General features: G+C 35.7%; 25 protein-coding genes. 9 read left to right on the plus strand and 16 right to left on the minus strand.

The features are described 5' to 3' along the window. Positions 1–103: 103 nt before the first annotated feature. The 15 genes from rpsN to BUA89_RS04700 form a co-directional block, all read right to left on the minus strand. Positions 104–373 carry a 30S ribosomal protein S14 gene (rpsN, locus tag BUA89_RS04630; RefSeq protein ID WP_029297771.1) on the minus strand — a complete coding sequence of 90 codons (270 nt, stop codon included), beginning with the start codon at positions 371–373 and terminating at the stop codon, positions 104–106. 3 nt (positions 374–376) lie between these two features. Then, positions 377–928 (minus strand): 50S ribosomal protein L5, encoded by a 552-nt coding sequence (rplE, locus tag BUA89_RS04635; RefSeq protein WP_072953567.1) that lies wholly within the window; start codon positions 926–928, stop codon positions 377–379. A 13-nt stretch (positions 929–941) separates the two neighbouring features. Continuing rightward, positions 942–1,268: a 50S ribosomal protein L24 gene (gene rplX, locus BUA89_RS04640; RefSeq protein WP_072953568.1), complete on the minus strand. Its 327-nt coding sequence runs from the start codon at positions 1,266–1,268 to the stop codon at positions 942–944. Between the two features lie 20 nt (positions 1,269–1,288). Beyond that, entirely contained in the window at positions 1,289–1,657 is a 369-nt protein-coding gene (gene rplN, locus BUA89_RS04645; protein ID WP_007839504.1) for a 50S ribosomal protein L14, read from the minus strand. Positions 1,658–1,659: 2 nt separating this feature from the next. Next, complete coding sequence (gene rpsQ, locus BUA89_RS04650; RefSeq protein WP_034678021.1) at positions 1,660–1,914, minus strand: 30S ribosomal protein S17; 255 nt, start codon at positions 1,912–1,914, stop codon at positions 1,660–1,662. Positions 1,915–1,926: 12 nt separating this feature from the next. Continuing rightward, a complete protein-coding gene (gene rpmC / locus BUA89_RS04655) occupies positions 1,927–2,112 on the minus strand; it encodes a 50S ribosomal protein L29 (protein WP_027381309.1) in 186 nt (61 codons plus the stop codon). A 12-nt stretch (positions 2,113–2,124) separates the two neighbouring features. Next, a complete protein-coding gene (rplP, locus tag BUA89_RS04660) occupies positions 2,125–2,550 on the minus strand; it encodes a 50S ribosomal protein L16 (protein ID WP_072953570.1) in 426 nt (141 codons plus the stop codon). A 97-nt stretch (positions 2,551–2,647) separates the two neighbouring features. Then, positions 2,648–3,403, minus strand: a complete 756-nt coding sequence (gene rpsC, locus BUA89_RS04665; RefSeq protein ID WP_072883925.1) for a 30S ribosomal protein S3 — start codon at positions 3,401–3,403, stop codon at positions 2,648–2,650. A gap of 8 nt (positions 3,404–3,411) precedes the next feature. Further along, positions 3,412–3,810 (minus strand): 50S ribosomal protein L22, encoded by a 399-nt coding sequence (gene rplV / locus BUA89_RS04670; RefSeq protein ID WP_072953572.1) that lies wholly within the window; start codon positions 3,808–3,810, stop codon positions 3,412–3,414. A 2-nt stretch (positions 3,811–3,812) separates the two neighbouring features. Continuing rightward, positions 3,813–4,091: a 30S ribosomal protein S19 gene (rpsS, locus tag BUA89_RS04675; protein ID WP_002983209.1), complete on the minus strand. Its 279-nt coding sequence runs from the start codon at positions 4,089–4,091 to the stop codon at positions 3,813–3,815. A 2-nt stretch (positions 4,092–4,093) separates the two neighbouring features. Then, on the minus strand, positions 4,094–4,915 hold the full coding sequence (gene rplB / locus BUA89_RS04680; protein ID WP_072953574.1) for a 50S ribosomal protein L2: 822 nt from the start codon (positions 4,913–4,915) through the stop codon (positions 4,094–4,096). 22 nt (positions 4,916–4,937) lie between these two features. Next, positions 4,938–5,228, minus strand: a complete 291-nt coding sequence (gene rplW / locus BUA89_RS04685; RefSeq protein WP_042720941.1) for a 50S ribosomal protein L23 — start codon at positions 5,226–5,228, stop codon at positions 4,938–4,940. Positions 5,229–5,231: 3 nt separating this feature from the next. Continuing rightward, positions 5,232–5,861 (minus strand): 50S ribosomal protein L4, encoded by a 630-nt coding sequence (rplD, locus tag BUA89_RS04690; RefSeq protein ID WP_072953576.1) that lies wholly within the window; start codon positions 5,859–5,861, stop codon positions 5,232–5,234. Continuing rightward, positions 5,852–6,475 carry a 50S ribosomal protein L3 gene (gene rplC / locus BUA89_RS04695; protein ID WP_072953578.1) on the minus strand — a complete coding sequence of 208 codons (624 nt, stop codon included), beginning with the start codon at positions 6,473–6,475 and terminating at the stop codon, positions 5,852–5,854. Before rplC ends, rplD begins: the two co-directional genes overlap by 10 nt. 251 nt (positions 6,476–6,726) lie before the next feature. Then, the gene (locus tag BUA89_RS04700) at positions 6,727–7,491 is read right to left on the minus strand and encodes a DeoR/GlpR family DNA-binding transcription regulator (RefSeq protein WP_072954250.1); all 765 of its coding nucleotides are present in this window, start codon (positions 7,489–7,491) and stop codon (positions 6,727–6,729) included. Between the two features lie 115 nt (positions 7,492–7,606). On the opposite strand from BUA89_RS04700, the gene BUA89_RS04705 reads away from it, so the two are divergent. From BUA89_RS04705 to BUA89_RS04745, 9 genes are all read left to right on the plus strand, one after another. Continuing rightward, the gene (locus BUA89_RS04705) at positions 7,607–9,196 is read left to right on the plus strand and encodes a glycerol-3-phosphate dehydrogenase/oxidase (RefSeq protein ID WP_072953580.1); all 1,590 of its coding nucleotides are present in this window, start codon (positions 7,607–7,609) and stop codon (positions 9,194–9,196) included. 19 nt (positions 9,197–9,215) lie between these two features. Further along, positions 9,216–10,712 carry a glycerol kinase GlpK gene (glpK, locus tag BUA89_RS04710; protein ID WP_072953582.1) on the plus strand — a complete coding sequence of 499 codons (1,497 nt, stop codon included), beginning with the start codon at positions 9,216–9,218 and terminating at the stop codon, positions 10,710–10,712. Between the two features lie 15 nt (positions 10,713–10,727). Beyond that, a complete protein-coding gene (locus BUA89_RS04715) occupies positions 10,728–11,468 on the plus strand; it encodes an MIP/aquaporin family protein (RefSeq protein WP_262487534.1) in 741 nt (246 codons plus the stop codon). An 18-nt stretch (positions 11,469–11,486) separates the two neighbouring features. After that, positions 11,487–12,287: a hypothetical protein gene (locus tag BUA89_RS04720; protein WP_072953586.1), complete on the plus strand. Its 801-nt coding sequence runs from the start codon at positions 11,487–11,489 to the stop codon at positions 12,285–12,287. Between the two features lie 151 nt (positions 12,288–12,438). Continuing rightward, entirely contained in the window at positions 12,439–12,861 is a 423-nt protein-coding gene (locus tag BUA89_RS04725) for a hypothetical protein (protein WP_072953588.1), read from the plus strand. Beyond that, on the plus strand, positions 12,858–13,841 hold the full coding sequence (locus tag BUA89_RS04730; protein WP_072953590.1) for a hypothetical protein: 984 nt from the start codon (positions 12,858–12,860) through the stop codon (positions 13,839–13,841). The genes BUA89_RS04725 and BUA89_RS04730 overlap by 4 nt, the downstream gene beginning before the upstream one ends. Before the next feature lie 208 nt (positions 13,842–14,049). Next, complete coding sequence (locus BUA89_RS04735; RefSeq protein ID WP_072953592.1) at positions 14,050–16,752, plus strand: hypothetical protein; 2,703 nt, start codon at positions 14,050–14,052, stop codon at positions 16,750–16,752. A gap of 84 nt (positions 16,753–16,836) precedes the next feature. Next, complete coding sequence (locus BUA89_RS04740; RefSeq protein WP_072953594.1) at positions 16,837–17,271, plus strand: hypothetical protein; 435 nt, start codon at positions 16,837–16,839, stop codon at positions 17,269–17,271. A 23-nt stretch (positions 17,272–17,294) separates the two neighbouring features. Continuing rightward, a complete protein-coding gene (locus BUA89_RS04745) occupies positions 17,295–17,786 on the plus strand; it encodes a DUF6843 domain-containing protein (RefSeq protein ID WP_143152263.1) in 492 nt (163 codons plus the stop codon). A 68-nt stretch (positions 17,787–17,854) separates the two neighbouring features. On the opposite strand, the gene BUA89_RS04750 is transcribed toward BUA89_RS04745, so the two are convergent. After that, a complete protein-coding gene (locus BUA89_RS04750; protein WP_072954254.1) occupies positions 17,855–18,355 on the minus strand; it encodes a low affinity iron permease family protein in 501 nt (166 codons plus the stop codon). Between the last annotated feature and the right edge of the window lie 146 nt (positions 18,356–18,501).

The following is an 18,501-nucleotide window of genomic DNA, read 5'->3' on the forward strand; positions in this document are numbered from 1 at the left end:
AGACTTGAAGAATAAAATATCAGACTTCAGAAAACTTCGGTCTGATATTTTTATCTTTAGTATCTGAACAACTTAATTGTCCCGATTTTTTAATTAGTAATTATTACCAACTAGCTTTTTTAACTCCCGGGATAAGACCGTTGTTTGCCATTTCTCTGAAAGTTACTCTGGAAATACCGAACGTTCTCATGTATCCTCTTGGTCTACCTGTTAGTTTACATCTGTTGTGTAATCTTACAGGAGAAGCATTTTTAGGCAATTTTTGAAGTCCTTCGTAATCACCAGCTTCTTTAAGAGCCTGTCTTTTAGCAGCGTATTTAGCAACTAGTGCTTCTCTTTTGCGCTCACGCGCTTTCATTGATTCTTTAGCCATTTCTTAGTTCTTTTTAAATGGTAAACCGAAGTGAGTTAATAATGCTTTAGCTTCTTTATCTGTTTTCGCAGTAGTAACGAAAGTGATGTCCATCCCCTGGATTTTTTTCACTTTGTCGATTACGATCTCAGGGAAGATGATTTGTTCAGTGATACCTAAGTTATAGTTACCTCTACCATCAAATCCGTCAGCTTTAATACCAGAGAAATCTCTGATTCTTGGCAATGCAGAAGAAGTTAATCTGTCTAAGAACTCATACATTTTATCAGCTCTAAGAGTAACTTTAGCACCTACAGGCATACCTTTTCTCAATTTGAAAGCAGCTTCGTCTTTCTTAGAGATCGTACCAACAGCCTTTTGACCAGTGATATTTGTAAGTTCTTCTACAGCATAATCGATGATTTTTTTATCAGCAGTAGCGTCTCCTAAACCTTGAGATAAAATGATTTTCTCAAGTTTTGGTACCTGCATTACTGATTTGTATCCGAATTCTTCCATCATTGCTGGAACAATCGTTTCTTTATATGCTTTTTTGGGTCTTGCTATATATTCCATGTGTTATTTAAAATTATAAAGTTTCACCCGTTTTTTTGTTGATTCTTACTTTCTTATCTCCTTCGATTTTGTAACCTACTTTGATAGCTTTTCCGTCTTTACCAACTAAAGCTACGTTTGAGATATGAATAGAAGCTTCCTTCTCAGTGATTCCTCCTTGAGGGTTAGAAGCTGAAGGCTTAACGTGTTTTTTAACGATGTTAAGTCCTGCAACGATAACTCTAGGGTCTCTTCCTTCTTTTTTGATCACTTCAATAACTTCACCAGTACTACCTTTAAGACCTTTCTTACCTGTAGTTACGATTACGTTATCTCCTCTTTTTATTTTTAACTTTGACATTTTTTTTAAAATTTTAAATATTAAAGTACTTCAGGAGCTAATGAAATGATTTTCATATATTCTTTGTCTCTCAACTCACGAGCAACTGGTCCGAAAACACGTGTTCCTCTCATTTCTCCCGCTGCGTTTAGTAATACACAAGCATTGTCTTCGAATTTGATGTATGAACCATCTTTTCTTCTCACTGCTTTTTTAGTTCTTACTACTACAGCTTTAGATACCTGACCTTTTTTAGCGTTTCCTGATGGTGTAGAATCTTTGATCGTAACAACGATTTTATCACCAACTGAAGCATATCTTCTTCTGGTTCCTCCCAGAACTCTAATAACTAGTACTTCTTTCGCACCTGTGTTATCAGCAACTTTTAATCTTGATTCTGTTTGTAACATTATTACTTAGCTTTTTCAATGATTCTTACTAATCTCCATCTCTTGCTCTTGCTCAAAGGTCTAGTTTCAGAAATTAAAACTGTATCTCCTTCGTTGCACTCGTTGTTCTCGTCATGTGCAGTATATTTTTTCGTTTTCAAAACGAATTTACCGTACATCGGGTGCTTTACTCTTGTAGTTTCGCTAACAACAATAGTTTTTTCCATTTTATTACTGGAAACCACTCCGATTCTTTCTTTTCTTAAATTTCTATCCATTGTAAAATGAAATTATTGTTTGTTAGTTAACTCAGTATTTAGTCTAGCGATTGTTTTTCTCAAATCTCTGATTTGGATCGGGTTTTCAATTGGGCTGATTGCATGAGCCAATTTCAATTTAGAATATTGAGCTTTTGCTTCAGTTAATTGAGCTTGAATATCACCCGCGCTTAAATTTTTAATATCAGCTTTTTTCATTGTATTCAAAGATTAAAGAGGTTTAACAAAATCGTTAGCAACGATGAATTTAGTAACTACTGGTAATTTTTGTGCAGCAAGTCTTAAAGCTTCCTTAGCGATATCGTAAGGTACCCCCCCGATTTCGAACATAATTTTACCTGGTTTTACTACAGCTACCCAATATTCCACAGCACCTTTACCTTTACCCATACGTACTTCCGCTGGTTTTTTAGTAATTGGCTTATCCGGGAAAATTTTGATCCATAGTTGACCCTCTCTCTTCATATATCTTGTCGCAGCGATACGAGCAGCTTCAATTTGTCTTGCAGTGATCCAAGCACCTTCTGTAGCCTTGATTCCGAAAGTTCCATAAGCAAGTTGACTACCTCTTTGGGCACTCCCCTTCATTTTCATCTTATGAACTCTACGGAACTTGGTTCTTTTTGGTTGTAACATAATTTCTAAATTTTAGATTTTAGATTTTAGATTTTAGATTTTTTTTATTTTAAAAAAGTAACGGTAATTTAAAATTCAAAATTTCTATCTAAAATTTTTAATTATTATTGTTATTATTGTTATTGTTCTTTCTAGGTCTTCTGTTGTCTCTGTCTCCTCCTCTGTTATCTCTTCTGTCTGACTGACCTCCTTTTTTCTGCTGTCCCACTAATGGAGAAAGTTCTCTTTTACCGTAAACTTCACCTTTCATGATCCAAACTTTTACACCTAGCTTTCCGTACTGAGTAAGTGCTTCACCGATGTGGTAATCGATATCTGCTCTGAAAGTAGACAATGGAATTCTTCCTTCTTTGAAAGATTCTGATCTTGCCATTTCAGCTCCGTTCAATCTACCAGAGATTTGAACTTTGATACCTTCTGCACCCATTCTCATTGTACCTGCCATAGCCATTTTAACAGCTCTTCTGTAAGAGATTCTGTTTTCAATTTGCTTAGCAATGCTGTCTGCAACTAATACTGCATCTAGCTCAGGTCTTTTGATTTCGAAGATGTTGATCTGAATATCCTTTTTAGTCAATTTTTTCAACTCTTCTTTCAGTTTATCAACTTCCTGACCTCCTTTACCGATGATAAGTCCCGGTCTAGCAGTAGTAATTGTAACTGTTACTAATTTTAATGTTCTTTCAATATAAATTCTTGAAATCCCACCTTTAGATAATCTAGCTTCAAGGTATCTTCTGATTTTGTAGTCTTCAGCGATTCTGTCTCCATAATCGTTTCCACCAAACCAGTTAGAATCCCATCCTCTGATGATACCTAATCTGTTACCAATTGGATTTGTCTTCTGTCCCATACCTTGATTTAGTTTTCTTTATTACCTAAGATTAATGTAACGTGGTTAGATCTTTTTCTGATTCTGTACCCTCTACCTTGCGGAGCTGGTCTTAGTCTCTTCAATTGTCTTGCGCTATCCACGAAGATTTCTTTAACGATAAGGTTTGCTTCTTCGATATCCGCACCTTCGTTTTTCACCTGCCAGTTTGCCATAGCAGAAAGAAGTAATTTCTCTAACTTGTTAGATGCTTCTTTTTTAGAATATTTTAGGATATAAAGAGCTTTATCTACCTGCTCTCCTCTAATGATATCAGCAACTAATCTCATTTTTCTCGGAGATGATGGGCAGTTATTTAATGAAGCTTTTACAACGTCTTTGTTAGCTTCTTTTCTTGCGATTGAACTATCTTGTTTTCTAGATCCCATGATTATCTGCTTCCTTTGTTTTTGTTACCACCATGACCTCTGAAAGATCTTGTTGGAGAAAATTCGCCTAACTTGTGACCCACCATGTTTTCTGTAACATATACAGGGATAAAAGATTTCCCGTTGTGTACAGCAATAGTTTGTCCTACGAAGTCCGGAGAGATCATAGATGCTCTAGACCAAGTTTTGATAACTGTCTTCTTACCAGACTCTATATTTGCCTGAACCTTCTTATCTAAAGTATGATGAATGAACGGTCCTTTTTTAAGTGATCTTGCCATAATTATTTTCTTTTAGATACGATGTAACGGTTAGACACTTTGTTTTTCTTTCTAGTTTTGTAACCTTTAGATGGTTTACCGTTTCTAGATCTTGGGTGACCTCCAGAAGAACGTCCTTCACCACCACCCATTGGGTGATCTACAGGGTTCATTACTACCGCTCTTGTTCTTGGTCTTCTACCTAACCATCTGCTTCTACCAGCTTTACCTGATACAGTTAATTGGTGATCAGAGTTAGAAACTGAACCAATCATTGCCATACATTCAGTAAGAATCATTCTAGATTCTCCTGAAGGCAATTTAATGATTGCATATTTTCCGTCTCTTGAAGTTAATTGAGCTGAAGAACCAGCACTTCTTGCTAAAATTGCACCTTGACCAGGCTTCATTTCAACACAAGAAATTACAGTACCCAATGGAATGTTTTTCAATTTCATTGCGTTTCCTACGTTTGGCTCTACGCTTTCACCTGATACTACTTTTTGGTCTACTTTAATACCGTTTGGAGCGATGATATATCTCTTCTCTCCGTCTGCGTACTCTAATAAAGCGATAAATGCAGTTCTGTTTGGATCGTATTCTACAGATTTTACAGTTGCTTCAACGTTTGCTTTGTTTCTTTTGAAGTCAATAATTCTGTATTTCTTTTTGTGTCCACCTCCGGTGTAACGCATGGTCATTTTACCTGTTTGGTTACGTCCACCTGACTTTTTAATACCAACTGTTAGAGATTTCTCTGGTTTGTTGGTAGTAATTTCCTCAAAATTGTTTACAATTCTGAATCTCTGTCCCGGGGTGATAGGTTTTAATTTTCTAACAGACATTACTATTATTTATAATTAATAATTAATTTACAGCAAAAATATCGATAACCTCACCTTCAGCAAGTTTGATTACCGCTTTTTTCAATTTGTTTGTCTTTCCTACTTGAAGACCTTTTTTAGTGTATTTCGAAGAAACCTTCGGAGCATAAATCATTGTGTTAACGTCTGCTACTTTTACACCGTAAGCTGCTTCAACAGCCTTTTTGATCTGGATTTTATTCGCCTTAGTATCTACTAAGAAAGAATAAGAACCTCTTAAATCTGTAAGGTAATTAGCCTTTTCTGAAATAACTGGTTTAATAATAATAGACATGACTTATTTCTTTAAATTTTCTTGGAATTTCTCGATAGCACCTTCTAAGAATACGATCTCACCTGCATGGATTAGGTCATAAGAACTAATTTCGTTGTAAGTAAGAACTTTAGTCTTAGGTAGGTTTCTTGAAGATAAATAAACATTTTTGTTTGCTTCATCTAAGATGTAAAGAGATTTTTTACCTTCGAATCCTAAAGCGTTATTGATGTTGATAAACTCTTTAGTTTTAGGAGTTTCGAAATTGAAAGCCTCTAATACTTTAATACTGTTATCTCTCAATTTTTGAGATAGAACAGATTTTTTAGCTAATCTCTTAAGCGCTTTGTTCAATTTGAATCTGTAGTCTCTTGGTTTTGGCCCGAATACTCTACCTCCACCTCTGAAAGTTGGAGATTTAATATCACCATATCTAGCAGAACCAGATCCTTTTTGCTTCTTAAGTTTTTTAGTAGAAGCAGTGATTTCGCTTCTTTCTTTTGCTTTATGAGTCCCTTGTCTTTGTGCAGCAAGGTACTGTTTAACTTCTAAGTAAACCGCGTGCTGATTTGGCTCAATTCCGAATACTGTTTCGTCTAGAGTTACTTTTCTTCCGGTCTCTTTTCCTGATGTATTTAATACTACTAGTTCCATTTTCTGATAATTACATAAGAATTTTTAGCTCCCGGAACAGCACCTTTTACTACTAAAAGATTTTGTTCTTGATCCACTTTTAATACCTGAAGGTTTTGTACAGTTACCTGCTCACCTCCCATTCTACCAGCCATTCTCATCCCTTTGAATACTCTTGAAGGGTCAGATCCAGCACCGATAGAACCTGGAGCTCTAAGTCTGTTGTGCTGACCATGAGTTGCCTGCATTACACCTCCAAATCCGTGTCTTTTAACAACACCTTGGAAACCTTTACCTTTAGAAGTTCCTGTTACATCTACATATTCACCTTCGATGAATAGATCAACTTTTACTTCCTCTCCTACTTTAGCATCTGCGAATCCGTCGTGGAATTCAACTAATTTAGCTTTAGGAGCAGAACCAGCCTTTTTGAAATGACCAGCTAACGCTTTACCAACGTTCTTCTCACTCTTGTCATCGAAACCCAATTGAACAGCAGCATAGCCGTCAACTTCTAAGGTTCTGACCTGTAAAATCGAGCATGGACCAGCCTGAATAACTGTACAAGGAATGTTTTTTCCTTCTTCGTTAAACAAAGACGTCATACCGATTTTTTTACCAATAATACCTGACATTGTTTATATTATAATAAAATTTATCCTTTATTTATCCCCATTTTTCGGAGGTCTGAAGTAATTTCTACTTTTGATATAGGCATACTACGCCCCTAAAATGAGTGTGCAAATGTATGAATAATTTTATAACTGACAAATATTTAAGGTAAAATATTTTGATTTTTAATCAATTAGATCATTTTGGGAAAATTTAGGCTAAATTTTCAAGAAAATATTTTTGAATTACGGAAAATTTAAAAACGACTCGGATTTTAATTAATAATTACACTCACTCCAATTTCTTCGAGATTATTTTTGTCTTCTTCTAAAATACCTTTATCTGTGATCAGATAATCTATTTTATCCAATGAAGCGATTTTTCCAAAGCCTTTTACATTTAATTTTGAAGAATCCGCAAGAATTACAACCTGCTCGGAACATTCAATCATTAATTGATTTAAATGAGCTTCCGCAGCGTTTGAAGTACTGATTCCGAAATCCATATCGATTCCGTCCACACCAAGGAATAATTTATTACAGGAGAATTGTTTCAGAATTGTTTCAGAAATAGAACCCACAATAGAAGTAGAACTTTTTCTCACCTCGCCTCCCAATTGTATAATATTAATATTAGGATTATTGCAAAGCTCGATCGCAACACGCAAAGAAGATGTTAAAACCGTCAACGGACCGAAATTCACAAGCATTCTCGCCAAATAATGCATCGTCGTACCGGAAGCCAAAATAACACAATCGTTCTCCTGAATTAAAGACAATGCCGATTTGGCAATTTCCTGTTTCGCTTCTACATTGATGCTTTCTTTTTCTCCAACATTCTTCTCGTACGCATATCTTACATGCTTGCTCGCTCCTCCGTGATTTCGGAAAAGCAGACCTAAACTTTCGAGATAATTTAAATCTTTTCGAATCGTAACCGACGAAACATTGAACTTATCACACAAATCCTGTACAAGCACATGATCCTTTTCATCCAGCTCTTTTAGTATATCATTGTGTCTCGGTAACAGCTTTTCCATTTCGTTTCGTTTCATCAAAAATACCAATTTTATTTGGATTCGAAAAATTTCATTTATTTTCTTTTTAGTTTCGTTTTTAATTTTTAACTTTGAAAACGAAACATAACGAAATATTATGAAACGAAACGAAGAACTCAGCAAAATAACCACGGTAAAAGAATGGGACTTCCTAATTATCGGTGGAGGAGCGAGCGGTTTAGGTTCGGCATTGGATGCAGTAAGCAGAGGATTTAAAACGTTACTGTTGGAATCTCACGATTTCGCGAAAGCGACTTCCAGCAGAAGTACTAAGCTAGTGCATGGTGGAGTACGATATTTGGCACAGGGAGATATAGGTTTAGTAAAAGAAGCATTAAAGGAAAGAGGACTGTTGTCAAAAAACGCAGCACATGTTGTTAAAAATCAATCTTTTATTATTCCAAATTATACTTGGTGGGGAGGAATTTATTATAAAATAGGACTTTCGGTTTACGATTTTCTTGCCGGAAAGCTAAGTTTAGGAAGAACAAAATACATCAGCAAATCAAAAACCGTTGAAAAACTTCCTACTATCGAACAAAAAGGTTTGGCAAGCGGAGTGGTTTACCAGGACGGACAGTTTGATGATGCTAGACTGGCAATTAATTTAACTCAAACGATTATTGAAAAAGGAGGAACAGCCGTTAATTACGTTAAAGTTATTAATTTAATTAAAAATGATTCCAATAAAATCATCGGAGTTATTGCAGAAGATCAGTTCACGAAAGAGCAATTCGAAATCAAAGCGAAGGTGGTCATCAACGCAACTGGAGTTTTCACGAACGACATATTAAATATGAATAATCCGAAACACGGAAAATTCGTAGTTCCAAGTCAGGGAATTCATTTGGTTTTGGATAAATCTTTCTTAAAAAGTGATGACGCCATCATGATTCCGAAAACATCAGACGGAAGAGTTTTGTTTGTCGTTCCATGGCACGACCGCGCTTTGGTTGGAACAACTGATACTTTATTGGAAAACGAAAGTTTCGAACCGAGAGCTTTGGAAGATGAAATTAAATTTGTTTTAAATACGGCAAGACAATATTTATCTAAAAAACCAACCCGCGAAGATGTAAAATCTGTTTTCGCAGGACTTAGGCCTCTTGCCGCTCCAAAAGACGGAAGCAAAAGCACGAAAGAAGTTTCAAGAAGTCACAAAGTCGTAACATCCGATACTGGATTAGTTTCCATCATCGGTGGAAAATGGACCACATACCGTAAAATGGCAGAAGACACTATCGATGAAGCAATGAGGGTTCATAAATTGGGAACGACAACTTCCAAAACAGAACATCTTTCGATTCACGGAAATGTGAAACCTGAAACGGTGGACAGAACCAATCATTTATACGTTTACGGAGCAGATATTCCGGAAATCAAAAAATTACAGCAAAACAATCCTGAGTTTTCAGAAAAGATACATCCTGATCATCCATTTACAGTCGCAGAAGCAATTTGGGCTATCCGAAGCGAAATGGCACAAACCATTGAGGATATTTTAGCACGAAGAGTCCGACTTTTATTTTTAGATGCAAGAGCAGCAATCGATAGTGCGCATAAGATCGCCGCAATTATTGCAAAAGAAAACGGGCATTCCGCAGAATGGGCAAATGAACAGGAACGAGAGTTTATCGAATTGGCGAAAGGATACTTATTGACTCCTTATTCTCCAAGATCCATCTAACCTTAATTACTATCACAGCATGAGTGAAAAGTTAATTCTCGCTCTGGACCAAGGTACGACTTCGTCAAGAGCCATTTTATTCAATCACAGCGGAGAAATAGAATTTGTTTCTCAGAAGAGTTTTGAACAGATATTTCCTACCCCGGGTTGGGTAGAGCATGATCCTAATGAAATTTGGTCTTCTCAGGTTTCCGTAGCGGCGGAAGTTATTGCCAAAGCCGGAATTTCCGGAAGAGAAGTTGCAGCAATCGGGATCACCAATCAGCGTGAAACGACCGTCGTCTGGGATAAAGAAACGGGAGAACCGGTTTACAATGCGATTGTTTGGCAAGACAGAAGAACGTCTAAATACTGCGACGAATTAAAAGAGCAAGGTCATGCTGAAACGATTAAAGAAAAAACAGGTCTTGTATTGGATGCTTATTTCTCAGCAACAAAACTAAAATGGATTTTAGACAACGTAGAAGGCGCAAGAGAAAAAGCAGAGGCAGGAAAACTATGTTTCGGAACGGTTGATACTTTCCTAGTTTGGAAACTAACACGTGGAAAAATGTTCATCACGGATGTTTCGAATGCAAGCAGAACCATGCTTTTGAATATCCACACATTGGAATGGGATAATGATTTATTGGAATTATTCAATATTCCAAAAGCTATTCTACCGGAAGTAAAACAAAGCAGTGAAATCTACGGAGAAACTGCCACCACTCTATTTTCCACAAAAATTCCGATTGCAGGAATTGCGGGAGATCAGCAGGCAGCGTTATTCGGACAAATGTGTACCACTCCCGGAATGGTAAAAAACACTTACGGAACCGGATGCTTCCTTTTAATGAATACAGGAACCGAAGCCGTTGCTTCTAAAAACAATTTACTGACAACTGTTGCCTGGAAAATTAATGGAGAAGTGAATTACGCTTTGGAAGGAAGTGTTTTTGTAGGCGGAGCAGCCATTCAATGGTTGAGAGACGGTTTAAAATTAATTCATTCCGCAGAAGAAGTAAATACTTTGGCTCAATCTGTTGAAGATAACGGCGGAGTGTATTTTGTTCCTGCACTGACAGGCTTGGGTGCTCCTCACTGGGATCAGTACGCTCGCGGAACAATCGTTGGTGTAACCCGAGGAACCACAAACGGACACATTGCAAGAGCAACTTTAGAAGGAATAGCTTTTCAGGTATATGATATCGTAAAAGCGATGGAAGCAGATTCGGGAAGGGAAAGTTTGGAATTAAGAGTTGACGGCGGAGCTTCTGCCAGTGATATTCTGATGCAGATTCAGTCTGATATTTTCGGATTTAAAATTACAAGGCCCAAAACTTTGGAAACAACAGCTTTAGGAGCAGCCTATCTTGCCGGACTTGCCGTTGGATATTGGGAAAGCATCGATGAAATACAGTCTCAGTGGATTGTTGACAAAGATTTCCATCCTCAACTGGAAAGAGAAAAAGTTGAGAAAATGGTCAACACTTGGAACAAGGCGGTTCAGCGTTCTCAAAACTGGATCGAAGATTAATCACCTTTAAAACAAATTAAAACTATGACTCCATTTGTAGCAGAAATAATCGGCACGATGCTGATGATACTTTTAGGAAACGGCGTAGTGGCCAACGTTGTTTTGAAAGATACCAAAGGAAATAATTCAGGATGGATCGTGATTACCACAGCATGGGCTTTGGCGGTTTTCGTGGGCGTGACGGTTGCAGGACCAGTCAGCGGTGCTCATCTGAATCCGGCAGTAACTTTAGGTTTGGCTTTTGCAGGAAAATTTTCATGGGACTTAGTTCCTACTTATATCGCAGGAGAAATGATCGGGGCGATGTTGGGAGCTTTTCTTGTCTGGTTATTTAATAAAGATCATTTTGCCATCACAGAAGATGAAGGTGCTAAATTGGCTTGTTTCAGTACAGGTCCCGCAATCAGAAAACCTATTTCAAATATCATCAGTGAAATTATCGGGACTTTCGTTTTAGTATTTGTGATTTTCCATTTTACAGATCCTAATCTTAATGTGCATAATGATCCAAGTGCAAAAATCGGTTTAGGAACCATCGGAGCTTTACCTGTTACGTTTTTAGTATGGGCAATTGGTTTGTCTTTGGGCGGAACTACAGGTTATGCTATTAATCCGGCGAGAGATTTTGGGCCAAGAATTATGCATGCCATTCTTCCGGTAAAAGGAAGCAGTGATTGGGGTTACGCATGGATTCCCATTGCAGGGCCCATTATCGGGGCGGCTCTTGCAGCGTTATTGCATGTAGCATTAAGTTAACCACAGACAGTTTACACAATGAAAAAACTCTTTTATATATGCCTGGTTTTACTAGGCACAGGGAATTTTTTTGCCCAGGAAAATACGGAAGAAAAGGAAGACAGCAGGTTGGATTTCACAGCGAATATTCAGAATAATCACCTTTGGAGAGGTTTGATTATTACCGATAAACCTGTTGTGATGGGAAATCTTTCCTACGCATTAGATAAAGATAAAAAATGGAAAGTCGGAATCTGGGGTGCTTCAGCTTTAGCGGATGACAAAGATGATACGCATTACAAAGAAATCAATTATTATGTTCAGTATTCCAATGGCCGTTTGTACATCGGTTTGTGGGATTTATTTAATTCAAGAAACATCAATACGGCAGTTGCTTCGGATGATATTTTTAATTATTCCAACAGAAGAACAGCGCATATTATTGATTTAAGAACCAATTATACTTTTGGACCTTCTTTTCCTTTAAATATTGAAGCAGACATTATGCTGTACGGTGGAGCCAATGCAGGAGAGGTCGTTTTAGAAGATGATGGAACGTATAAAAAGAATAAATATTCGACCTATGTTCAGGCGAGTTATCCTGTGATTAAAGATAAAAAAGTGAATCTTGATGCATTTGTAGGAGCCGGTTTTGCTTTGAATGACAAAAGATTCCTTTACGGAAACGGAACCAACAGTTTCGATATTGTAAATGTCGGAGTAAAAGCAACAAAATCTTTAAAGATTACGGAACATTACAGCCTTCCCGTCTCGATGATGGCAATGTGGAACCCTGCGAATAAATTTGCAAGAATTCAGCTGGCGGCAACGGTTTTTTAAAATTAATAATTGTTAGTAATTTACAAACCATCTCTTTTGAGGTGGTTTTTTGTTTTTTTGAATGATCCAAAAGTGCATTCTAAGAGCAATCACCGTGATTTTACGGTTTAATTTTTGCTGAGTTATTTTTACTTTTGAAAAAATTTTAATTATGAAAAAGCTTTTTTGTGTATTCGTTTTGTGCATCAGCTTATTATCTTTTGCTCAGTCTAAAGTACCGTTTGTCGGGAAAAGATTTTATGATATTGTAGAAGGATTCAGCGGCAGCGGAACGCCGGCATATTATGTTGACATTAAGAAAAACGGAGATGTACATTTCGGATATGTTCAGGTAAATCAGGCGGACGGAACTGAAACAGCAGAAGAAATCAATGTAGGGAAATACAATCCTAAAATGATGACCGTACATTTTAAAAAATTCAACGAAACTTTTAATCTTAAACTTGAAAAAGATAAAATTTATTTAACCGATAAAAACGGAAATATTCAAAAAACATCAGACTGCTGTTCGGTGGCAGAAAGCACGGATCCTGACACGAAATGCTCTTGTGAAAGCGGATTATACGAATCATGAGACATTTAAGATTTTTTATTTTTCTGATTCTTTTTGCCGTGATTTCCTGCGGGAAAAATGAAAATCACCCTTATACTTTCTATTACTGGAAAACGAAACTGGCTTTAGACAAAACTGAAAAAGACATCTTACAAAAGGTTACTTCTCCTTATTTATACACAAGATTTTTTGATATTGATAAAATTGACGGAAAATTTCAACCTGTCGGAGTTATTACCAAAGACAAAAGTTTTGAGACCGATAAGCCAATTGCTCCAACCGTTTTTATTACTAACCGAACTTTGTTCAGCATTACCGATGAGGAAATTAAATTTCTTGCGGAAAACATCGACAATTTAATCCAAAAGAAAACTTCCGAATATCATCTAAAACTCAACAACGAAATACAAATCGATTGCGATTGGACTGCCGGAACGCGTGATGATTATTTTAAATTTTTAAAAAAATTAAAAAAAGTTTCAAAGAAATCAATCACCTGTACACTACGTCTTCATCAGGTAAAAGATAAAAATTTGATGGGAATTCCGCCAGTCGATAAAGTTTATTTAATGTGCTACTCCACTTCATCACCTTTGGAAAACTCAGATAAAAATTCGATTCTTGATGTGAATACGTTGAAGAGTTATCTTTCAAAACTGGAAGATTATCCTTTGAAAAATATTGAAGTGGCATTGCCGATTTATTCCTGGGGAATTGTGACGAATCATTTGGGAAAGCACAAACTGATTAATGCTTTGTCTGAAAAAGATCTGCAAAATCCTAATTTCAGGAGAATTTCGGAAATGGAAGTTGAAATTCAGAAAGATGGCTTCTATTTCGGACATTATCTGAATAAAGGATTTAAGATTAAAATTGAAGAGATTTCGGACAATCAGTTACAAGAGGTTGTGAATTTCCTGGAGAAAAAAATAAAGCATTTCAATATCGTTTATTATCAATTAGATAGTAAATTTGTTGCAGGACAGAATTTTAACTTTTAATATTAAAATTATTTTTTAATTTTTTCTCTCGCTGATTTTACAGATTACGCAGATGACTGAGTTAAAAAATCTGCGCGATTTGCTCAATCTGCGAGATATTTTTCCCACAGATTTCACAGCTTTTCAGGGATGATTGAGAATAAAAATTTATTTAACCATAAATAATAATTTCATTAAAACTATAAACTCAAAAAAACACCATAATAATATGAAAAAGTACATCCTTTCACTTGCCGTTTTATCGCTTTTGTATACCAAAACGGAAGCTTGTGCATGGTCTGATCCGGATTATGAATACTTTAATTTATTCACACAAAGTATTATTAAGGACAAATCTTACCTGCCATTTCTTCACAGTTATTCGACGAGATTTTATACAGATTTTAAAGCTTCGCAGATTCCTGATGAGAATATTGATGCCTGGAAAAAGTTCTTTAATAATCAGCTGAATTATGCAGAAACCGACTATCTGGTGAATAAAATGAACATCAATGATCTGAATGCATTAAAGAAAGGAACTCCGACCAATCAGCTATTGATAAAATTAGGCGCAGGTTTTTATCAGAAATACAGTGAAGCCATTGATTATCTGATTGAAGCAAAATATCTGGAACCTTATATGAGGATCAATTACGTGGAAAGCCCGGATTCTTTTTATTATGGTGGGCCACAAAACGCTAAAAATGCAACTCAGCTCGATTATAGCAAAACAATTGCAGCATTAACCTCTTTGTACAATGCGGCGAAAAACCCTGAAATCAAGCAACGCTACGGATATCAGCTGGTGCGTTTCAATCATTATACGAGAAATTATGACGCGGCAGCTCAGGCTTTCAAAACATATGTAGAACCTATCAGATTGAAAGGGGCACCATATATTATGGCTCTGGATCAGCTTGCAGGAGCGCAACGAGGTTTGGGAATGAACAGTGATGCCAACTGGAATTTCTTTCAGGTTTTCAAAGACAGTAGAAGTCGTAAGGAATCGGCATTTGTTTCAATGAAACTTTCGGATACCGCTTCTTTCAATAATATTTTGAAAAGAGCCGGAACGAATGAAGAGAAGAATATGGCGTATTTTCTTTTAGGCTATGAAGATTTCAACAACCCGATTCCGATTATGGAAAAAATGTTTGACATCAATCCTGATTCGGAGATTCTGAAATTGATGGCAGTGAGAAGTATTAATGAACTGGAAAGAAGCTATCTTCCGATTTATTATTACAATAACAATGATAATAATTCAGCGGTTCAAACCAATTCTAATAAAAACTCAGATCAGTCAAAAGCTGAAACTGCGGAAGAACCTAAAAAAGAAGAACTTTCTTTTTGGCAGAAAATTGTACGATTCTTCAAAAGGCTTTTTGGGATCAAAGATAAAACTCCTGAAGAAGCGAAAGCTGATCAAAGTGATGCTGAACTATTAGACAATCCGGACAGAATCCCGGTCTTTACCAAAAACAATTATTGGTATGATGAAAAAACAAAAGACTTTTTGGATGATTTAGAAAAGTTCACCAATAAAACCAAAGAAAAATCGAAGGATGAATATTGGCAGATTGCAGATGCTTATTTGAAATTTTTAAAGAAAGAGTACAAAGAAAGCACCGAAATTTTAAATGACATTCAAACTTCTAATCCGGAATATCAGGAGCAGATCAAAAGAATGAAAGTTCTGAACGACATTGTTTCTCAACCCAAAATTGATGCGGAATACGAAGATCATCTGATGAAAGATTACGCAGAATATTTTGTGGATAAACCTGAACCGAAAAAAGACAGCACTGAAAATAATAACTACGATTATTACGGTGCAGTTCCTTCTACGAAGGACTTTTTGAAAGATGTTCTGGCGAATCGCTATTTCTTACAGGGTGAAGACGGAAAATCTTTTCTGATGAACAATACTCTTTCGGATCTTCAGTATAATCCAAATTCAAATCTGGTAAAAAGCGTGGAAGAGTTTTACAGAAAACCGAATAAGACTCAGTTTGAAGAACAGATTATTGCGAAAAACATTAATTCTGTCGGAAATATTGATGCTTTCTTCGCTGTAATTTACGGCGACCGGGCAATGAGACAGGCAGATTTCGAAAAAGCAAAGTCGTATTATGCAAAAGCACAAAGTTTTACGGGAATTCCAAGATCAGAATGGAATTATGATGCTAATAAACAGACTCCGTTAAAATATGCTTCTAATGTTTATAATGGTTTCAGCAATATTTCGGATTTGGTTTTCGGACATAATGTTTGGGAGAGTTACCAAAGTTCTGAGAATGAAAGTATGGAAGCAGATGATTATTCATCATTCCCTTTTATTAAACCGACGATGAATAAACTGGAATTGGCGGATGCTTTAATTCAGTTGAAAAAAATCGGAGCCGGAAAAGACGGAAAATCTGCAACTGCGAATCAGCTGATTGGAAATCTACTGTACAACACATCTATTCTGGGATATTACAGGCAATTATTCGTGATGGATATTGACAATAGCAATGGTGGAAAATATGATTTCTGGAGCACCGATCGTTCAACTCCTTATCAATATTATTATAAAAACTTTACCAATACTACTTTTATAGAACCTGATAATTTTAATCTGGCGATTACTTATTATAAAAAAGCTTTAGAAACATCAGCCAACAATGAACAGAAAGCAAGAGTTCTTTTCCAGATGGCCAGTGCGGAGCAAGGAAAGTATTATCAGTATGAGGCGAAGAATCCTTCAAAAGTAAGCTATTCAGATCCGCAATACAGTGAAAAGAGTGATGCTTACCAGAAGAATTTAGATCAGATTAAAAATCAAAAATACAGAACCTATTTTGCGATGCTGAAAACTCAATATGCGCAGACTGAAACGGCGAAAAGTCTGATGGGAAGCTGTTCTTATTTTAGTTATTTTATGAAGTAATCATCATAAAAGAGGCTGTCTTAAAATTTTGAGCAGCCTCTAATTTTTTTCTAGTACAGCTAAAAAATCACTATACAAAAAAATATGACAAATAATAAATTTATAAATATTGGTTTAGTAATTATTGTAGTAATAGTCACTGCCTGTTTATTCAATTATAATACTTACAGTAAAAAAGAATTAAAAAAGTATTTACCCGGTAAATATCTATATACCTTTCCTTCTGGAGAGACTTCAATATTAATGATTAATTCAGACTTTACCTTTAACAATAAAGTATATTCTAAAGATAAAAAACAAGTGTTGTATAAAACTAATGGTACGATAGAACCAGAAGACGGGAGAAAAATGATATTTTATAATTTCTTGTTGTTTTCTGATCACAATGAGTCGGATATGGTATTCTCAAAACCTGACATTGGTGCTTCGACTGCTTATTGGGAAAAACCTGAAGATAGTAAAGGTGTTTTAGAAATTGAATTTAACGTATATAATTACATATTTACAAAAATAGAATAATTGAAAAAATGGGACTTTTTAATATGAAAACAGCCATTAGTTTAGTCTTATTTATCTTGATATTAAATTCATGCAGAGGAAGCAGACCAGAGCCGGAAATATATCTAATTCCCACTAGCTACAGAGGAAAAGTTAATGTAATTTTTAATCAGGCAAAAGGGCAGGAAATTATGTATGAAGGAGATAAAAGAGTGTATAGAATCCCAGAAAACGGAATTCTGCTAACAAAGGCTAAACCCGAATATGGCTTTATACGGCATGAATATCACTTTGTAGATTCTTCTGGTAAAAGAACCTTGATTAAAATATTATTTGATAATCATGAGAACACAGAAGAAATTGGTATCTATAGAGATGGTACTGTCGGAATATATGGAAACAGTGATGATATTCAAAACTTAAAATATCAGGAATTTTATGTAACTGATAAAAAATCTTTGGACAAATATTTCTCCATTCAATATGACACTAATTTTTTAAAAGCTGTCCAGCAGCTTACAGGAATTGATTTTTAAATTTCTTATTTGCAAACTATTCCCGTATTTCCGGAAATAGATTTTCGAGGTACTTAAATAAAAAGAGCTTAATTCGATCCCTTTTTTTGTTGCTGTTTCTGAAGCCACTCTTCATGTTTCTTTTTAAAGAACTCATGTTTATAATCCTGATTTCTGTGTGCTGCATCTATAGAATGTGAAGTGTGAATATCATCATCTTCTTCTGCAAAATCTGCAAGCTTTTCATAATAACAATGAAGCTGATCCAATTCTTTTTCCGTTAAATCTTCAATATCTACAATTCGGTTGCTGGCTTTTTCGTTAGCAGCAATCAATTCATTTAATTTAATCTGAATCGCTTTTGAATCTTTATTCTGAGCTTTCTGAATTAAGAAAACCATTAGAAAAGTAATGATTGTTGTTCCTGTATTGATCACCAGCTGCCATGTTTCGGAATAATTGAAAACCGGCCCAGAAGCTGCCCAGATAATAACAATTAAAGTAGCTCCTATAAATGCATACGAACTTCCGGTAAATTTTGTCGCCCAATCTGAAAATTTTTCGAAGATACTTTTATCTGAATTAGCCATTTCATTTAGTTTTAATCTGTAAGTAAACATCAAAAACTCCGCCGAAACAAAGAGTTTAAATTAATGTGACATGTGTCGGATTAATTTAAAACAACAAAAGTAAATTTTTATAAAATATCTCATTTTTTTGATTTAATTTTAAAGAA

This window comes from Chryseobacterium arachidis, assembly GCF_900129245.1.
Taxonomy (GTDB): domain Bacteria; phylum Bacteroidota; class Bacteroidia; order Flavobacteriales; family Weeksellaceae; genus Chryseobacterium; species Chryseobacterium arachidis.